Origin of the sequence: Halodesulfurarchaeum formicicum, from assembly GCF_001886955.1 — an archaeon.
Classification (GTDB): Archaea; Halobacteriota; Halobacteria; order Halobacteriales; family Halobacteriaceae; genus Halodesulfurarchaeum; species Halodesulfurarchaeum formicicum.
In genome coordinates this window covers 982,527-999,020 of record NZ_CP016804.1, presented here as the reverse complement: position 1 = coordinate 999,020, position 16,494 = coordinate 982,527, and the positions used below count along the sequence as shown (strand labels likewise).

Below are 16,494 nucleotides of genomic sequence, written 5' to 3'. Positions count from 1 at the left end.
CCTCACCAACCAATCTTCAACAGAGTCGATCCTCCATGGAGATGCCACGTCGAATCAATACGTACTGTCCGCATTGTGATACACACACCGAACACGAGGTCGAGAAAGTCCGCCGCGGCCGGGAGACCGGCATGAAGTGGGCCGCCCGCCAGCAGAAACGCGGCAAGTCCACCATCGGGAACGCCGGCAAGTTCTCGAAGGTGCCTGGTGGAGACAAACCCACCAAGAAGACCAATCTCAAGTACCGCTGCTCGGACTGTGGCAAGGCCCATCTCCGCAAAGGGTGGCGTGCCGGTCGGCTGGAGCTCACGGAGTGATTTTGATGGCAGGAAGCTTCATCCGCGTCCAGTGTCCGGACTGTGAGAACGAACAGACCCTCTTCGAGAAGGCCGCCTCCGAGGTGACGTGTGCGGTCTGTGGCACCACGCTTGCCTCCCCGACCGGCGGGAAGGCCGAGATCGAGGGCGAGGTGCTCGAAGTCGTCGAACAGCGATGAAATACGAGGGCTGGCCCGATCCCGGCGAACTGGTGGTCGGAAAGGTCGACGAGATCGAAGACTTCGGGGTCTTCGTCGACCTCGAGGAGTACGAGGGAAAGCGCGGGTTGGCCCACATCAGCGAGGTCGCCTCCGGCTGGATCAAGAACATTAGCGACCACGTCAAAGAGGGCCAGACCGTCGTCGCGAAGGTTCTGGATGTCGATACCTCCTCCCAGCAGATCGACCTCTCGATAAAGGACGTGAACGACCACCAGCGCTCCGAGACGATCCAGCGCTGGAAGAACGAGCAGAAAGCTGACAAGTGGCTGACCCTCGCCTTCGGCGAGGACATGGCTGACGACCGGTTCCGCGAGGTCGTCGACGAACTGCTGGACGAGTTCGGCAGCCTCTATGATGGCTTCGAACAGGCGGCGATCCACGGTCAGCCGGCTCTCGAAGACGTGGACCTGCCCGAATCAGATATCACTGCCATCGTCGAGACTGCTCGTGAAAACGTCTCGGTTCCGTACGTGACGGTCACGGGCTACGTGGACATCGAGTCCCCGAACCCCAGCGGCGTCGATGACGTGCAGGACGCGCTGAAGGCAGCCGAGGGGAACGGCGAGATCCCCGAGGAAGTCGACATGGAAGTGACCTACGTCGGCGCCCCGGAGTATCGCATCCGGATTCAGGCCCCGACCTACAAGACCGCCGAATCGGAGCTCGAACGGGCCGCCGAACGGGCGATCGCGACCATCGAGGACGCCGGCGGGAGCGGGGAGTTCCACCGCGAGCGCCGCACAGACGACGAGTAAACATCGTGAAATCCGACATTCGGGTCTGTTCTGCGTGGGAGTCCGAACACGACCGCCCCGTGTACACGCTCAAGTCGGCGTGTCCGATCTGTGGCGCCAAGGCAGTCAACAGCGCTCCGGCCGGCTTCGATCCGGCTGATCCATACGGCGAGTACCGACGCGCTCTTAAGGAGCGTCGCCAAGGGTAGGACCATGGACGAGATCGAGGTCGAGTATTGCACCGAAGCCGACCTCGACGACCCGGTTTTCGTCGAGGGGCTCCCCGGTGTGGGTCACGTGGGCAAACTGGTCGCCGAGCACCTGATCGAGGAGGCAGACAGTACCCGCATCGCACGGGTGTACTCCGAACACTTCCCGCCGCAGGTCGGCATCGACGAGGACGGTGTGGCGAGTCTGGCCCACGCCGAGATATATGCTATCGAAACCGAGGGGCGGGACCTGGTCGTGCTCACCGGTGACCACCAGGCAGGGGACAGCATGGGACACTATCACCTCGCCGCAGCGTTTCTCGACGAGGCCGAACGCCAGGGCGCGGATACCGTCTACGCCCTGGGCGGCGTTCCGACCGGTGAGTTGATCGAGGAGTACAGCGTCCTCGGTGCCGTCTCCGAGGAATCGATCCGAGAAGAACTCGAAGCGGTTGGCGTGGAGTTCCGATCCGAGGAACCGACCGGCGGCATCGTCGGAACGAGCGGCCTGCTCCTCGGCCTGGGAGGTCGTCGAGGGTTCGACGCTGCCTGCCTGATGGGTGAAACCAGTGGGTACCTGGTCGATCCCAAAAGCGCGCGGGCAGTGCTCGAAATCCTGCAGGATCGACTGAACTTCGAAGTTCCGTTCGAGGCACTCGACGATCGTGCCGAAGAGATGGAGGAGGTCATCAACCGCCTTCAGGACATGGAAGAGGCCCAGAGTCCCGGAAGCGGCGAGGACCTGCGGTACATCGGCTAAGTCACTCTTTGACCGTGTAGGACGTCCCGGCCTCGCGGAGCGGATCTGTTACCCGTCCGACTTCGTCAGCCGTGGCCACGACAGTCACGTCCACGCCACGTTCGGCCGCCCGGGCCGCCACTTCGCCCACGGCAAACTGGACGGTTGGAGTAATGCCCGCCTGTTCGAGAGCCACCGTCGCCTCCACTCCCGCAGCAAGGACAAGGGGGGTCGCCGCACATGCCGCGGCCAACGCGTCGAGGTCGACGTTCCGGCTGCCGCCAGCGCGAACGGGCGGAACCTGGTGGACGGCGACCTCGCCCGGCGTAAAGTCGATGACGCCCTCGAACCCGGAGACACCGACCTCCATGCCCGCAGTGGCGTCGGTCGTCGCCGTACCGGTTGCCGGCCCGTCCGATCCCGGAATGGCATGGAGTATACCCGACCGCATTTCGAGGGTCACGGTTTCTCCAGCCTCGATGTCTTCGACGGCGATGGCCGCGTCCTCCTGGACGCCCCCGAGCACGTCCTCGGCGACTCGATCGGTGAACCGCCGGATGTCGTTCGTGTGACTCAAAAGCCAGTCCACACCCTCGTTTGTCACCTGATAGCGCGATCGGCCGTCCTTGAGGACCAGGCCGTCCGCGACGAGTTCGCGAATGTACTCCGAGACCGCCTGACTGGTCACGCCGACCTCGTCGGCGATCTCGCCCTGACTCACGGCTGGCTGGCGATCGGCGATCTCCACGAGGATCCGAAATCGCGTCGCCTCGCGTTTGTCATCGAGTACCTCAACCATACCAGGGACTTGGCTGGGGCAATCAAAACAGCACCGGTACCAGCACACCTTTTGCGGACGCCACGAACGAGATGGTGTGGACCCGTTTCAGGATGTTGTCGTCACGAATCGGGCGGTGTCACTCCCATCCCAGGACACACTCGTCCTCGCAGACCTGCATCTGGGCCGTGTCCGGTCCTCGCGAGTCGAACTCCCGCTGGGCGAGCAGGCAGACCTCATGGATCGAATCGACGGCCTGCTCGAAACGTATCAGCCGTCGGAGGTCGTCGTCGCTGGCGATCTGATTCACAGTTTCGACACGCTCTCGATTACGGTCCAAGACGCGGTGGACACACTCACGCGGACGGTCACAACGACTGGGGCGACCCTTACCGTAACCACTGGCAATCACGACGGCCTGCTCGATCACCACGACTCGATCGACCCGGTTCCGGCCGCCCAATTCGGGGACACGGTCGTCCTCCACGGCCACGAGCGACCGACGATCGATGCCGACCGGTACATCATCGGCCACGAGCACCCGGCTATCCGGATCGAAGGGGTTCGACACCCCTGTACGCTTGCCTGTCCGGATCAATTAGACGGAGCGGCGGTCCTGGTACTCCCCGCGTTCAGTCGTGTCGCCAGTGGCACGATCGTGAACGGACAGACGGCTGCGGATACCATGTCACCACTGTTGACGGGGCTCGATCGCTGCCGACCGATTGTATCGACCGCCGACGGACCGCTTGAATTCCCCCCACTCGGCGAATTGCGTCCCCATCTCTGACTACGAGGAGTCGAGGACGGCTGCGGCCGCCAGGCGGCCGCTCCGTAACGCGCCGTTGATCGAGGAGTCCTCGGTATAGTCCCCAGCAAGGAAGACTGCCCCTGCCGGTTCGGTGACCGACGGCAGCGACTCGTGGACCCCCGGTGGCTGTTCGAACTGCGCGAAGGACACCTGAACGGTGTCGAGCAACTCCAGCGCCTCGAAGGAGGCGGCGGGATACCAGGATTGGAGGGCCCGACGGGTATCCTCGGCAAGGGTCTCGTGATCGACTTCCGGTTGCCCGGGCGTGCTCGCACTCAGGAGAATTTCGTCGTCGGGAGCATACGACGGTGCGACCGCGGAGAGGTTCACGACCTGGTTGGGGGCATCGCCGTCGGCGTGCAGATGAATCCGGGCCTGCTCGCCAATCGGGTTCCCACCCGGAAGCGAGAAGTACTGTGTGAGGACGCCACGGCCCTGGGTTGGAATGGCATCGATACCGGTCAACGAGTGACTCGCTCGTGGCCCAGCAGCGACGACGGCGGTATCGGCCGTGATCGATTCCCCGTCGATTTCGAGCGTCACCGGCCCGGTGCCGTCGATTGTCTCGACCGGTGTGTTCGTCTCGATCTCTGCACCGTGCTCCCGGGCACGGCGTGCGAGTTGCTCCGGGATCGCCTGCATGCCCGCAGCCGGAATCGCGGCGGCCCCCGCTGTGAGCATCTTGAACGTAAACTCGAAGACCCGCGCCGAGGTGGCAAGCGAGCGGTCGAGCGTGATTCCCCCGTAGAAGGGACGCGCGAACGAATCCACGAACCGCTCGGAGAACCCGAGTCGGTCCAACAGTGACTCGATCGATTCGTCCGTCCCGGCGTAGATGTCCTCGCGAGAGCGCCCCGACAGGGCCTGTCTGAGTCTAAGTACTCGGAGTTTGTCTCCAATGGAAAGGTCAGTCGAGAAGGCAGTCTCAAGCCCACCGACTGGGTCTCGAAGCGGGTCGGCTACCACGCCGCGATGGTTCGCCCGGCAGATAATCGCACCTGGCGGGAACCGTTCGAGATCTAACTCGTCAAAATCCAGTGCCCGTCGAGCCTCCGGGTAGGCCGTAAAGAGTACCTGGAACCCACGATCGAGGGTGTAGCCGTCTCGTTTATCGGTCCTGATACGACCGCCGACTGACGAGTCGGCCTCGTAAACGGCAACGTCCCGACCGGCTTCGGCGAGCAGCCGCGCAGTTTCGAGCCCGGCCAGCCCGGCCCCGACGACGGCGACCTGATGGTCTGTCATGTTCGAATCCGGGAGCCGGCAGGGCAAAACAGTATGGGTACCACTAGCGGTCAGTCCCTCGCCCGAGCCCTGGAATATGGACCCGGCGCTCGACGAGTCCCATGACGTTCGAGGCCGAGATGATAATCGCCAGGTAGAACAGCGCCACGAGGACGAAAATCGAGGTGTACGCGAAGTTGTCCGCAGCGATTTGTCGCCCCATCTCGAAGAGTTCGGGGACCGTGATGAACGCCGCGAGCGAGGAGTACTTGATCAGGTAGACCAGTTCGTTCGACCACCCCGGAATCGCAAACCGCAATGCCTGGGGGAGGACGACATGACGAATTGCCGCGAGTTTCGAGAACCCGATGGCCCGGCCCGCCTGGTACTGTCCGCGGTCGACGGATAGCAGTGCGGAGCGGATGTACTCGGCCTGATAGGCCGCGCTGTTGATCGTGAAGCCGATAATCGCTACCCAAAAGGCCTGGGACGGCACGATACCGACCCCAACGAGGGGCAACTCCCGAATCCAGGAGGAGAGCTGGAGCCCGTAGTAAAGGACGAACAGCTGGGCCAGTAGCGGTGTTCCCCTGATGAGTTCGGTGAACACGAGGGCGACCCAGGCGGTCCCTTGGCCGTACACCCGCGCGACACTTACCGGGACCGCGAGCAGAAAGCCAAGCGTGATCGAAATGAGGGTGATGACCACCGTTGCCCAGGCCCCCGCGGCGAGTTCCGGCAGGTACCGAACCGCGAAGGCGAGTGACTCGGAGACCGGCTCGACGACTGCCGGATCGAGATACGGAGTCCCATCCGGCACGCCCATTCCATCTGGCAGGAGGAAGTCGTTGATCCAGCGGGAGAGCAACCAGCCCCAGAACACCGCGTAGGGGACCAGTTCGATGCCGCCCCTGACCGAGACCTCGATTCCCGGGGTTCGGAAGTCCTCCTGGGCCCCCGACATGTTAGAGTGAGCCCGAGGACTCGGCCTCGGTGATCCGTTTGAGGAACTGGCCGGTCCGCTCTTCTTCGGGCGCGTCGAAGAGTTGTTCTGGGGGCCCCTGTTCGACGAGACTCCCGTCTTCGAGGAACAGCATCTGCGTCGCTGCGGACCGGGCGAAACCCATCTCGTGGGTGACCACGAGCATGGTCATCCCTTCCTCGGCCAGTTGGCGCATCACCTCGACGACCTCTCCGGTGAGTTCCGGGTCCAACGAACTCGTCGGTTCGTCAAAAAGCATCAGCTTGGGATCCATCGCCAGCGCGCGGGCGATCCCCACACGCTGTTGCTGGCCGCCGGAGAGTTCTGCGGGGTAGGAGTCAGCCTGGTCGGCCAGTCCAACCTGTTCGAGTTCGGCCCGTGCCCTGGCTTCGGCGCTTGACTCGTCCATTCCGGCGACCTTCTTCAGGCCCAGCGTGATGTTCTCGAGAGCCGTGAGGTGTGCAAAGAGGTTGATGTCCTGGAACACCATGCCGACCTCGCGACGGAGGTGATTGACATCGTACTCGGGATCACTCGTACGGGTGCCATCGAGATAGATGTCGCCGCCATCAGGTTCAGTCAGGCGGTTGACACAGCGCAGCAGCGTGGACTTGCCGCTGCCACTGGGACCGATCAGCACGAAAGCGTCGCTTTCCTCCATCTCGAAGGAGATGTCGTGTAACACTTCCTCGTCGCCGTAGCTTTTCTGCAGGTTCTCGATCCGAAGGAGTGGCTCGCTCATCTGATATCACCGTCGGGGATCGCGAAGTAATTCTGTAGGGCATCCAGTGCCCGATTGGTGCTGAAGGTCAGGGCGAAATAGATCGCACTCGCGAATAGGAACAGTTCCAGCACGGCAGTGGTCTGCTGGACGAAGAGGTCATGTGTTCGGGTCAGAAGCTCCGCCATGCCGATCGCATACGCCAGGGACGTGTCCTTCAGAACGATGGTAAACTCGTTCTGAAATCCCGGCATGGAACGCCGAAGCGCCTGGGGAACCACGACGTGGCGAATCGCCTGGAACTGACTCATTCCGATCGAGCGGGCGGCCTCCATCTGGCCCTCGTCGATCGAGGCGAGCGCTCCCCGAAAGATCTGGCTCTGGTAGGCCGCACTCCGCAGCCCCAAGCCCAGTACGGCGGCCACGAAGGCACGCTGGATGGGAAAGACGAAGAAGGCGAAGATGAGGATCACCACCAGCGGCGTGCCCCGGAAGACGGTCCCGAACAGATCTATCGGGGTCCGAAGGTACCGATTGCCGTACACCTCGATGATCCCGAAGGGAAATCCCGCGAGGAACCCCAGCAGGATGCTCGCGATGGTGAGTGCGATCGTGATGAGGACGCCACCGGAGAGATACCCCCAGCTATCCAGAACGAAGGCCCAGTCGCCGGCTTGCAGGGCAGCGCTCGCGGGGGTGGCGATCATCGTCGCCCTACTTGAACCACTTGGCGACGAGGTCCTCGTAGGTGCCGTCCTCCCGGACCGTCGCCAGGCCGTCGTTCAGTGCGGTCTGAAGCTCGCTGTCACCCTCTCGCACGCCGAATCCGTACTGTTCACCCGTCTCGTAGGTGAACGCCACGGAGACCTCCCGCTCGGCGACGAAGGAGTCGGCCACCGGCGTGTCGAGCACGACGGCGTCGATGTTCCCGTTGACCAGGTCCTCGACGGCAAAGACGTAGTTATCATAGCTGTTGTACTGGTCCTCGGAGACGATCCCGTCCGGAATAAGCGTGTCCTGAACGACGGATTCGCCGGTCGTCCCCTTCTGGGCGCCAAGCGTTTGGCCCTCGAGATCGGCCATTTCAGACGGCGAAAAGCCCGAATCGTTGGCCACGAGGATGGCCTGGTTGGCGTCGTAGTACGGGTCCGAGAAGTCGATGCTCTCGTCCCGCTCGTCGTTGATCGTCATCGCGGCGGCGATCACGTCGATCTTGTCGTTCTGCAGGGCCGGGGAGAGCGAGCCGAACTCGTACTCGTCCCAGCCGGCGAGTTCGTAGTCGGTCGCCTCGACGACTGCTTCGAGCAGGTCGATGTCGAAGCCGACCAGGTCCCCGCCGTCTTTCTCCTCGAAGGGCGGGAAGCCAGGAGCCGTGCCCGCGACGATCTCCATCGATTCTGCCGTCGTCGTTCCCGATCCGTCCTCGCCGTTCCCCGAACAGCCGGCAAGCCCCGTGAGTGTCAGGGTGCCAGCCACACCGGTGGCCTTGAGGAAATCACGCCGGTCGAAACGGTTTTGCTGCGTCATGGTACTTCTTCCGCGGCCGCCGAATAAAGGGAGTTGTGGTTTGAGTCCAGTAAACTGGCCGGGACCGCAGCATCCTTTTACAAGTAACCCGAGCAAGAGCCATGGGACCGAACGGCGTGCCCCGTAGCCCGGACAATCCAATCAGTGGGACGCGCCACCGTGTGAGATGATATCATGAAAGACGTACTCGACATCGACGACCTCAGCGAAGCGGAGATCACCGAGTTATACGACCTCACCGACGAACTCAAAGCCGATCCCGACGCCTTCGGCGACGCCCTGGAAAACGAGAGCCTGGTGATGCTCTTTGCGAAACCCTCGACGCGAACCCGGATCTCCTTCGAGTCGGGCATGACCGAACTCGGTGGCCACGCGATTCACTTCGCCGAGGAGTCCTCACAGATCTCGCGGGGCGAATCGCTTTTGGACACCGCGACAGTCCTCTCCCGGTATGCGGGCGGGATCATGGCCCGGCTCTTCGATCACGAAACCCTGCTGGAACTCGCGGCCGGAGCCGACGTCCCGGTCATCAACGGACTGACGGACAAACTCCACCCCTGCCAGGCACTCGCCGATGGGTACACACTCCGGGAGAAGGGGCTCCTGGACGGCCCGCTCGCGTACGTCGGCGACGGAAACAACGTCGCCCACTCGCTCATGCAACTCTGTGCGACCCTCGACATTCCCTGTCGGATCGCCACGCCGGACGGGTACGAACCCGACGCGGACATTCAGGAACGTGTCGCCGACGCCGACGTGCTCGTGACGAACGACCCCGTCGAGGCGGTCCAGGGAGCACGCGCGGTCTACACCGACGTGTTCGTGAGCATGGGCGAGGACGATTCGAAACGAGCCGACTTCGAGGGCTTCCAGGTCACCGAGGAACTGATGGCCGAAACCGACGACGCCGCGTTCATGCACTGTCTCCCGGCCCACCGCGGCGAGGAAGTGTCCGCAGCGGTGATGGACGGCCCGAATTCTATCGTCTACGACCAGGCCGAGAACCGCAAGCACGTCCAGAAGGCGATCCTGGAGACAGTTTACGAGTAGCGTTACAGGCCGATCTCCTCGGCGTGGGATTCGACCATCGACCGTAACGTCGGGGTCCCACGTTCCTCGACGTCGTATCGGACGTTGACGATCGGCACATCCACGTCCAGGAGACGACCGAGATCGATCGGTGTCCCGGCCAGGATCAGATCACAGTCCACGTTCGCGATCGTCTGTTCTAGATCCGCGATCTGTGCCGGCGAGTACCCCATCGCGGGGAGCACGGGCCCCAGGTGATCGTAGCGTTCGAACACCCGTGCGATCGAGCCGACGGCCCCCGGACGCGGATCGACGATTTCGGCCGCGCCGAACTGCTCGGCGGCGATCAGTGCAGCGCCCGAGGCTGCGCCGCCATGAGTGACCGTTGGGCCGTCCTCGACCGCGAGGACTCGTTGGCCCTCGATACGGGTCGGATCGGGTACCGTGACCACCGAGTCGGCGTGGATGATCTCGACGTCCGGATTTCGGTCGATGGCGTTCTCGACCACGGTCTGGATGTCCGCCGCTCGCGCGGAGTTCTCCTTGTTGATGAGCAGGTAATCGGCAAGCCGGAGGTTCGTCTCGCCGGGGTGATACCGGATCTCGTGGCCGGGCCGAAGCGGGTCGGCGAGGACGACGTGGAGGTCCGGTTCGAAGAAGGGCAACTCGTTGTTACCGCCGTCCCAGACGATCACGTCGGCTTCGGCCTGGGCCTGGTCGAGCACGGCCCCGTAATCCACGCCCGCGAAGACCACGTGGCCCGCAGCCAGGTGGTGTTCGTACTCCTCGCGCTCTTCAATGGTGACACCCGCAGCGTCGAGATCCGCCAATGCTTCGAACCGAGAGACGGACTCGAACGCGTCACCGTAGGGCATCGGCTCGCGGACAACTGCCACGTCGACGGATTCGCCCAGTATGTCCGCGAGTTTCCGGGCGACACTGGATTTCCCACAGCCGGTGCGAACCGCATCGACGGCGATGACCGGCACTTCAGCCTGGAGCATCATCGACTGGCCGACCACGTGAAAGTCAGCACCGGCCGCGAGCGCCCGCGAGGCCTGATTCATGACGTGTTCGTGGGAGACATCCGAGTAAGAGAAGACGACTTCGTCGACGTTTCGTGACTCGATGACCGATTCGAGGTCGGCTTCGGGAACGATCGGGATGCCGTCCGGATGACCCTCGCCGGCGAGCCTGGCGGGATAGACTCGTTCTGGACCGTCCGGGAGTTCGCCGACGTTCTGATTTGGAGCCCGGGTGAAGGCCACGACTTCCCGATCCGGGTCGTCCCGAAAGCAGACGTTGAAGTCATGAAAGTCCCGCCCGGCCGCGCCCATGATGACTGTCCGTCGTGTCATGTCACCAACGAACACACGCCACCACATTCAATTAGGGGGGCCAGACGACTCGAACAGACGTTTCATACCCACGGCGGGTGCAGAGAGGGTATGAACACGTTTGGGACGGTGACGGGCTTTCACTGTCGCAACTGTGAAGCGACACTCGAAGGAGAACAGGTCGGAGGATACTGCCCTTCGTGTGGCGGCGTTCTCACGGTCAATTGGGACATCGACGAGACTGGGTTGGCGAGTGTCACCGCCAGCCGGACGCCACAGACAATGTGGGCCTACGAGGGGTTGCTCCCCTTCAGCAGCGAGGCGGCGGTCACGATGGGCGAAGGTGGGACCCCCCTCGTGAAGGTCCCCAAATTGGCGGATTCGGTCGGTGTGTCCCAACTACTCGTCAAAGACGAGGGCCAGAACCCCACCGGGACAGTTGTCGATCGCGGACTGTCCCTGGCGATGACCGCGGCGGCACAGACCGACGTACGAGCCGTTTCACTCGCCGCCCCGGGCGCAGCCGGACAGTCGGCTGCGGCCTACGCCGCACGGGCTGACCTGGACGCGACCGTCTACCTGCCCTCGCGAGCGCCCTTCGAGCGGAAGGCCATGACGAACGTCCACGGCGCTGAGTTGACCGTCGTCCAGGGCCGACTTCCAGACGCAGAGAACCGCCTTCGGAGTGATCGCGATACGCTAGAGCTGGGGGCCTCACTGGGCCCCTTCGAAACGCCGTTTCGACACGTCGCTCACCAGACGATCGCGTTCGAACTACTCGCGGAGATGGACCGCGTCCCGGATGCCATCGTCGTTCCCGTAGGAACTGGAACCGTCCTCGTTGGGCTCTACACCGGCCTCGTGACCTTGCGGGAGAACGGCTTGCTCGCCGAGCTACCCTCGCTTTACGCCGTTCAACCGACCGGTTGTGCCCCGATCGTGGACGCCTGGGAAGGGGAACGGCCAACCGAACCTGTAACCGTCCCGGACACCGTCTGTGGCGAACTCGAAGTCCCGGAACCGGCCGGCGGCGAGTGGGTACTCGACGCCCTCGACGCGAGCGATGGTGGAGCCGTCGCCGTCCCCGACGAGGCCATTCTCGACGAGGGACTCACGATCGCGCGCGAATCCGGTCTCGAACTGGCTCCCGAGGCAGCAACCGGACTGGCTGGGCTCCGGAAACTCGCCTCGACTGGCGAGATCGGGTCCGAATCGACGGTGGTGACGGTGGGTTCCGGAACGGGTGGCGCTGACTTGCTTCGAAGCCGCCTCGAAGCTCGCCCGCGGTGACGGTGCCCTTTTTTCGACGCCCCGCATAGCCGGGGGCAAGATGTTGGTCGCGCTGCTCTCGATCGTCGCCGGTGCGCTCTTGGGGCTCTCGCTTGCGGCTCCGCCGGGACCGATGAACGCCGTGATCGCCGAAGAGAGTGTCAACCGCGGGTGGCGAGCTGGCTTTGCCGCCGGTTTGGGCGCGATGACCGCCGACGCGCTCTTTTTCCTCCTGGCCGTGGCGGGCCTGGTCGCGTTCATTCAGGACGCCCCGACTCTCAGAGGTGTCATGGTCGGTATCGGCGGCTTGCTGATGTTTTACTTCGCCTACGGAGCCGTGAAAGGGGCAGGCGAGTTCAGCGGGGGCGACGGCGCTTCGCGTGCGGGATTCGGGAAGGCCTTTGCGCTTGCGGTGACCAATCCCTACCAGATCACGTGGTGGCTGACTGCGGGCGTCGGGCTCCTCGATCCCAGCTCGGTCGAGGCGTTTGGCCACTCCTTTGCGGCCATGAATGGCGGGCTAACGATCGCCGGATTCTTCGCCGGGATCGTCCTCTGGATCACGGTTTTCCCGGCCGCGCTCAGGACGGCCGGTAATGCCGTCGATGCGCTCGGGCGAGCCGTTGCCTACGGGAGTGGCGTGGTGCTCGTCTGGTTCGGCGTCGCCTTCCTCTGGGACGCCGGGAGCACGCTGGGAGTTATCTAAGTAGCTCTTCGTCGTCGACACTCATCTCCGAGACCTCGCCCTCGAGCCATTCGCGGAACCACGCGACGCGCTTGAGTCGCTGGTGGGCGATCGATTCGGCGGCGTCGCTCTGGACCCGTTTGCGAGCGTCTTCGCCACGTGCCAAGACCCGCTGGACCATCTCGGCGGCGTCCATGTGGGTCCGCGCTTCGTAACCCATCCGGAGCAGCATGAGCGTGATCCCGTTTGCTCCGACCTTGTCGAGGAGGTCGGCCTCGATCAGACACTGGGCCTCCAGGGATACCTCGTCCAGGTCACCCTGGTGACTGTGGTTCTCGATCGCCCGACACACCTGATCGATAAACGAGTCGGGGAACTGGGCGTGGCTCTGGAGGTACTCGCGAGCGACCCGGGCCCCCGCCTCCGCGTGGACGTCCTGGTCGGCCTCCAGTTTAGCGATGTCGTGGAACAGCGAGGCGACTTTCACGACGTCCACGTTTGCGCCCTCCTTCCTGGCGATCTCGGTCGCCAGGTCCACCACGTTCATGATGTGGTTGAACCGGTACTCGGCGGAGTGCCAGGGGTACCAGCGCATCCGGCCCCCGTCACCCTCGTTCTCCACGCTTGCCTGCAGGTAGTCGTACACGAACTCGGCCATCGACTCGAAGGACTCGTCGGTGACCGGCGCGTTGGCTATCTCGACCCCCACGGTATCGCCCCCGTTCCCGTGAGTTGGTTGTCGTTTCTCATTGTTGAGTGAAAACACGCTGGTCGCGCTCTTAGGCCTTTTGCAGCCAGCCGGCACTATTCGGATAGCGATCTGGATAGCGCCGGGGCTACGAAAGAAGTGTTTCGAGGGCCACGTGGTTTGAGAAACCGCTCAACGAGCGGCTTCGGCTACAACCGCGTGAGGTTCTTCGCTCGGGGGCCCTTGTCTGCCTGTTCGATCTCGAATTCGACTTCCTGGCCCTCCTCCAGATCAGGCCCGCCGACGTCTTCCATGTGGAAGAAAACGTCCTCTTCGGACTCGTCGCTCTCGATGAAGCCGTACCCTTTCCGCTCGTTGAAGAATGCAACCGTACCGGATGCCATTGTACTCCACCTGCAACGAGAACGCCCGGGTATATAATCCCACCGCTGTCTGCGCGAGTGTAGAAGCGATTTGCGGCCAATATCTACTTCAAACACGCCTCAAACGCCTGTTCGCACCCCACGTCGACTGCAATCTCGAATCACACGTACCGCCTTGCCCGCAGTGGAATTGCCCCTCCACCCCCGACGTCATCTGTTACCCACCTCGACTGCTGTGACCACAAGTATTAACTCTGTTGCCCAGTGTTGTACAATAGCATGGAAGACGTTTTCGTCGCCCGACTCATGACTTCGGAGCTGATCACCGCGAACCCGGACACCTTCGTCGAGGACGCGGCCCAGACGCTCCTGGAAAACCACATCGGTTCGATCGTCGTCTCGTCCGAAGCGGGGAAGATCGAGGGCATCCTCACGAACACCGACTTCATTCGTATCGTCGCGGAGAGCAAGCCCAAGGCAAAGACCACCGTCGAACGCTACATGTCCGACGAAGTCGTCACCATCGGCCCGCAGGCCCACATCCAGGAGGCCGCGGACGTGATGATCGAGGAGAACATCTCCCACCTGCCGGTCGTCGACGAGGACGACCAGGTCATCGGGATCATCACCAAGACCGACCTCACGGCCTACATCTCTGCGGTCCAGGAACCAACGCCGGCCTAAGGGGCCAACAAACGCCCGGCTTTTGTCGCTATCAGTTCCCCTCGATCGCGTCGATCACCATCGCGGCCGCGATGACCGGCTCCCGTGGAACCTCACTTGCGTCCTCGATCTCGACGTCATAGCGGTCTTTGAGTCCGAGTTGGCCCTCGATGGTCCCGACGTGATTCCCTCTGGGATCCGAGATCTCGTAGGCATGGGGCACGAACCCGAATACCGAGTGGAGGTGTCTGAGAAACTCCACGGCCCTGTTCTGGGTTTCGATCACGGCGATGAGGGCTTCAGTTGTCGGATCGCGGATCTTCCACTGGTCGCCCATCCAGGACCACTGATTGTCGAGTACGACGACCCGTTCGCCGGTCTGCGAGTCGATCAGGGCATACTCCCCCGCGACGTCCGCGATCGAGTCGGCTTTGATCTCGAAGACTTCGGTCCCGTCGCTGTCTTCGAAGGGGAATTGTTCCTTTAGCTGCAGGCGCTTTTGGGAGCCACGCAGGACGACCGCTCCCGTACTGTCCCGGGCCACGTACTTGTTCCGAACCAGCGCCTGTTCGATCTCGTACTGATCATCATCGAGTTCGAGCCCGCGAATCTGGTGGGTTGCTGCCGACATACACCCGCTTGGTCCCGTCTTGGGACAAAAAGGTACGGCCAGTTACTGGGTGGCCGTCACGTCCTCTTCCTCAGATTCCTGATAGTACATCTTCCAGCCAGTTACGCCCATGAAGATGAGCACGAGCGGCGAGAGAATGCCGAAGAAGTAGTATGGTGCATACTGGATAACGGGGACTCCCAGGGCCGAGGCCATATAGACACCACCGGAACTCCAGGGGACAAACGCCGCGGTCGTCGTGCCAGAGGCTTCCACGGCTCGGGAAAGGTTCCGGCTCTCCAGTCCGTACTCGTCATAGAGGTTTCCGAGGGTCATTCCCGGGACGACGATGGCCATGTACTGTTCGGCCGCGAGCACGTTCATAGCGAAGGTACCGACGGCCGTCCCGGCGGTGAGGCCAGCCACGCTCTTGACGGCCTGCCCGACGTTGTAGGCCACCGCGGCCAGAACCCCAGTCTCCTGCAGGATTCCGCCCAGCGAGAGGGCGGCGACGACGATCGTCACGACCCAGACCGAGCCGTCGAGCCCACCGCTCTGGAGGAGTTCGTTGGTGAGCTCCAGCCCCGTCTCCGGGGCCGTGCCGTACTGAACCGCTTCCCAGGCCGCGGCGAAGCCACGCCCCTGGAGTGTCACGCTCACGCCGACCCCGGCAAAGATCCCCGCTCCAAGCGAGGGCAGCGCCGGGAACCCATACAGCGCCAGCGCGAACGTGATCACGAGCGGCAGGAAGGCGATCGGCGAGATCACATAGGAACTCCCGATTGCCTGCTGAATATCCGAGACTCGGTCGACGGGAATTGCGCCGCTCGCGTTCAGCCCCAGGACGACGAACAGAACCAGGGAGATCGCGAACGCGACCATCGTGCCTGGTCGCATCCCCCGAATGTGATCCATCAGGTCCGTGTTCGTGACCGCGGCGGCCAGGTTGGTGGTATCGGAGAGAGGCGAGTTCTTGTCTCCCGTGTAAGCACCGGAGAGCACCGCGCCGGCGGTCATCGGCGCCGGAATGCCCAGTCCCGACCCAATCCCAATCATCGCGACTCCGAGTGTCCCGGCGGTCGTCCAGGAGGACCCGATCGCGAAGGAGACCACGGCGGCCAACACGAGGGTAAATGGCAGGAAGATCTTCGGCGAGAGGAATTCGAGCCCGTAGTACATGATGGCCGGTATCGTGCCGGCGTCGATCCACGAGGCGATGACCATGTAGATGACAAAGAGGATGAGCACCGCCTGCAGCCCCATCAGAATACTTTCACCGACGCCACCAATGAGGTCATCCCAGGTGTATTTGAAGTAATAGCGTCCCATAAGCCCGGCCAGGACGATCCCCCAGAGCAGCGGGATCTGCGGATCCAGTTCCAGGTAAATCATCCCCACAGCGAGGAACAGGATCATCCCGGCCACGGGAACCAATGCTTCAGCGAACGACGGACGTTTTTCCGGCGGAATCTCGTCGAACGTCTTCGGGGTGAAGTCAAGGACCATAGCCGTTGGCCTAGCTTGGCGGACCCCGTTAATTATGAATTTACATTCGCCGCCGAACTGC

Annotated in this window: 21 protein-coding genes; 10 read left to right on the top strand and 11 right to left on the bottom strand. The window is 63.0% G+C overall.

The genetic code is table 11. The features are described from left to right. Nucleotides 1–35: 35 nt before the first annotated feature. The 5 genes from HSR6_RS05225 to HSR6_RS05205 are packed head-to-tail and all read left to right on the top strand — an operon-like array spanning nucleotide 36 to nucleotide 2,241. Nucleotides 36–317: a 50S ribosomal protein L44e gene (locus tag HSR6_RS05225; RefSeq protein ID WP_070364908.1), complete on the top strand. Its 282-nt coding sequence runs from the start codon at nucleotides 36–38 to the stop codon at nucleotides 315–317. A gap of 5 nt (nucleotides 318–322) precedes the next feature. After that, nucleotides 323–496 (top strand): 30S ribosomal protein S27e, encoded by a 174-nt coding sequence (locus HSR6_RS05220; protein ID WP_070364907.1) that lies wholly within the window; start codon nucleotides 323–325, stop codon nucleotides 494–496. Next, nucleotides 493–1,293: a translation initiation factor IF-2 subunit alpha gene (locus HSR6_RS05215; protein WP_070364906.1), complete on the top strand. Its 801-nt coding sequence runs from the start codon at nucleotides 493–495 to the stop codon at nucleotides 1,291–1,293. The genes HSR6_RS05220 and HSR6_RS05215 overlap by 4 nt, the downstream gene beginning before the upstream one ends. A 5-nt stretch (nucleotides 1,294–1,298) precedes the next feature. Beyond that, nucleotides 1,299–1,481, top strand: a complete 183-nt coding sequence (locus HSR6_RS05210; protein WP_071933035.1) for an RNA-protein complex protein Nop10 — start codon at nucleotides 1,299–1,301, stop codon at nucleotides 1,479–1,481. A 4-nt stretch (nucleotides 1,482–1,485) separates the two neighbouring features. Then, the gene (locus tag HSR6_RS05205) at nucleotides 1,486–2,241 is read left to right on the top strand and encodes a proteasome assembly chaperone family protein (RefSeq protein WP_070364905.1); all 756 of its coding nucleotides are present in this window, start codon (nucleotides 1,486–1,488) and stop codon (nucleotides 2,239–2,241) included. 1 nt (nucleotide 2,242) lies between these two features. Here the strand turns inward: HSR6_RS05205 and HSR6_RS05200 are convergent, their stop codons facing one another. Then, nucleotides 2,243–3,019 carry a DUF7839 domain-containing protein gene (locus HSR6_RS05200; RefSeq protein WP_070364904.1) on the bottom strand — a complete coding sequence of 259 codons (777 nt, stop codon included), beginning with the start codon at nucleotides 3,017–3,019 and terminating at the stop codon, nucleotides 2,243–2,245. 76 nt (nucleotides 3,020–3,095) lie between these two features. On the opposite strand from HSR6_RS05200, the gene HSR6_RS05195 reads away from it, so the two are divergent. Further along, entirely contained in the window at nucleotides 3,096–3,788 is a 693-nt protein-coding gene (locus HSR6_RS05195; RefSeq protein ID WP_070364903.1) for a metallophosphoesterase, read from the top strand. Here HSR6_RS05195 and HSR6_RS05190 read toward each other — a convergent pair whose 3' ends face one another. From HSR6_RS05190 to HSR6_RS05170, 5 genes are read right to left on the bottom strand one after another with little or no spacing between them, the layout of a single operon-like run. Continuing rightward, nucleotides 3,789–5,054, bottom strand: a complete 1,266-nt coding sequence (locus tag HSR6_RS05190) for an NAD(P)/FAD-dependent oxidoreductase (protein ID WP_070364902.1) — start codon at nucleotides 5,052–5,054, stop codon at nucleotides 3,789–3,791. A gap of 43 nt (nucleotides 5,055–5,097) precedes the next feature. Beyond that, on the bottom strand, nucleotides 5,098–5,997 hold the full coding sequence (locus tag HSR6_RS05185; protein WP_083426105.1) for an amino acid ABC transporter permease: 900 nt from the start codon (nucleotides 5,995–5,997) through the stop codon (nucleotides 5,098–5,100). Nucleotide 5,998: 1 nt separating this feature from the next. After that, nucleotides 5,999–6,757 carry an amino acid ABC transporter ATP-binding protein gene (locus HSR6_RS05180; RefSeq protein ID WP_071933034.1) on the bottom strand — a complete coding sequence of 253 codons (759 nt, stop codon included), beginning with the start codon at nucleotides 6,755–6,757 and terminating at the stop codon, nucleotides 5,999–6,001. Beyond that, nucleotides 6,754–7,443 (bottom strand): amino acid ABC transporter permease, encoded by a 690-nt coding sequence (locus HSR6_RS05175; RefSeq protein WP_083426104.1) that lies wholly within the window; start codon nucleotides 7,441–7,443, stop codon nucleotides 6,754–6,756. Before HSR6_RS05175 ends, HSR6_RS05180 begins: the two co-directional genes overlap by 4 nt. A 7-nt stretch (nucleotides 7,444–7,450) precedes the next feature. Beyond that, the gene (locus HSR6_RS05170; RefSeq protein ID WP_071933033.1) at nucleotides 7,451–8,263 is read right to left on the bottom strand and encodes a transporter substrate-binding domain-containing protein; all 813 of its coding nucleotides are present in this window, start codon (nucleotides 8,261–8,263) and stop codon (nucleotides 7,451–7,453) included. Between the two features lie 174 nt (nucleotides 8,264–8,437). Here HSR6_RS05170 and argF point away from each other — a divergent pair, with 174 nt between their 5' ends. Then, entirely contained in the window at nucleotides 8,438–9,313 is an 876-nt protein-coding gene (gene argF, locus HSR6_RS05165) for an ornithine carbamoyltransferase (RefSeq protein ID WP_070364898.1), read from the top strand. A gap of 2 nt (nucleotides 9,314–9,315) precedes the next feature. Here argF and HSR6_RS05160 read toward each other — a convergent pair whose 3' ends face one another. Next, nucleotides 9,316–10,650 carry a cyclic 2,3-diphosphoglycerate synthase gene (locus tag HSR6_RS05160; RefSeq protein WP_071933635.1) on the bottom strand — a complete coding sequence of 445 codons (1,335 nt, stop codon included), beginning with the start codon at nucleotides 10,648–10,650 and terminating at the stop codon, nucleotides 9,316–9,318. Nucleotides 10,651–10,740: 90 nt separating this feature from the next. Between HSR6_RS05160 and HSR6_RS05155 the strand changes: the two genes are divergently transcribed. After that, a complete protein-coding gene (locus HSR6_RS05155) occupies nucleotides 10,741–11,919 on the top strand; it encodes a threonine synthase (RefSeq protein WP_071933032.1) in 1,179 nt (392 codons plus the stop codon). A gap of 40 nt (nucleotides 11,920–11,959) precedes the next feature. Further along, nucleotides 11,960–12,604 (top strand): LysE family translocator, encoded by a 645-nt coding sequence (locus HSR6_RS05150; protein WP_070364895.1) that lies wholly within the window; start codon nucleotides 11,960–11,962, stop codon nucleotides 12,602–12,604. Here HSR6_RS05150 and HSR6_RS05145 read toward each other — a convergent pair. Next, nucleotides 12,597–13,292, bottom strand: a complete 696-nt coding sequence (locus tag HSR6_RS05145) for an HD domain-containing protein (RefSeq protein ID WP_070365927.1) — start codon at nucleotides 13,290–13,292, stop codon at nucleotides 12,597–12,599. The two genes, HSR6_RS05150 and HSR6_RS05145, sit on opposite strands and share 8 nt — an antisense overlap. Nucleotides 13,293–13,480: 188 nt before the next feature. Further along, complete coding sequence (locus tag HSR6_RS05140) at nucleotides 13,481–13,675, bottom strand: cold-shock protein (protein WP_070364894.1); 195 nt, start codon at nucleotides 13,673–13,675, stop codon at nucleotides 13,481–13,483. Nucleotides 13,676–13,933: 258 nt separating this feature from the next. On the opposite strand from HSR6_RS05140, the gene HSR6_RS05135 reads away from it, so the two are divergent. Then, nucleotides 13,934–14,338, top strand: coding sequence for a CBS domain-containing protein (locus HSR6_RS05135; protein ID WP_070364893.1), 405 nt, complete (start codon nucleotides 13,934–13,936; stop codon nucleotides 14,336–14,338). 31 nt (nucleotides 14,339–14,369) lie between these two features. Here HSR6_RS05135 and HSR6_RS05130 read toward each other — a convergent pair whose 3' ends face one another. Next, a complete protein-coding gene (locus HSR6_RS05130; protein WP_070364892.1) occupies nucleotides 14,370–14,948 on the bottom strand; it encodes an LURP-one-related/scramblase family protein in 579 nt (192 codons plus the stop codon). 42 nt (nucleotides 14,949–14,990) lie between these two features. Further along, complete coding sequence (gene arcD / locus HSR6_RS05125) at nucleotides 14,991–16,433, bottom strand: arginine/ornithine antiporter ArcD (protein ID WP_071933031.1); 1,443 nt, start codon at nucleotides 16,431–16,433, stop codon at nucleotides 14,991–14,993. Nucleotides 16,434–16,494 lie beyond the last annotated feature (61 nt).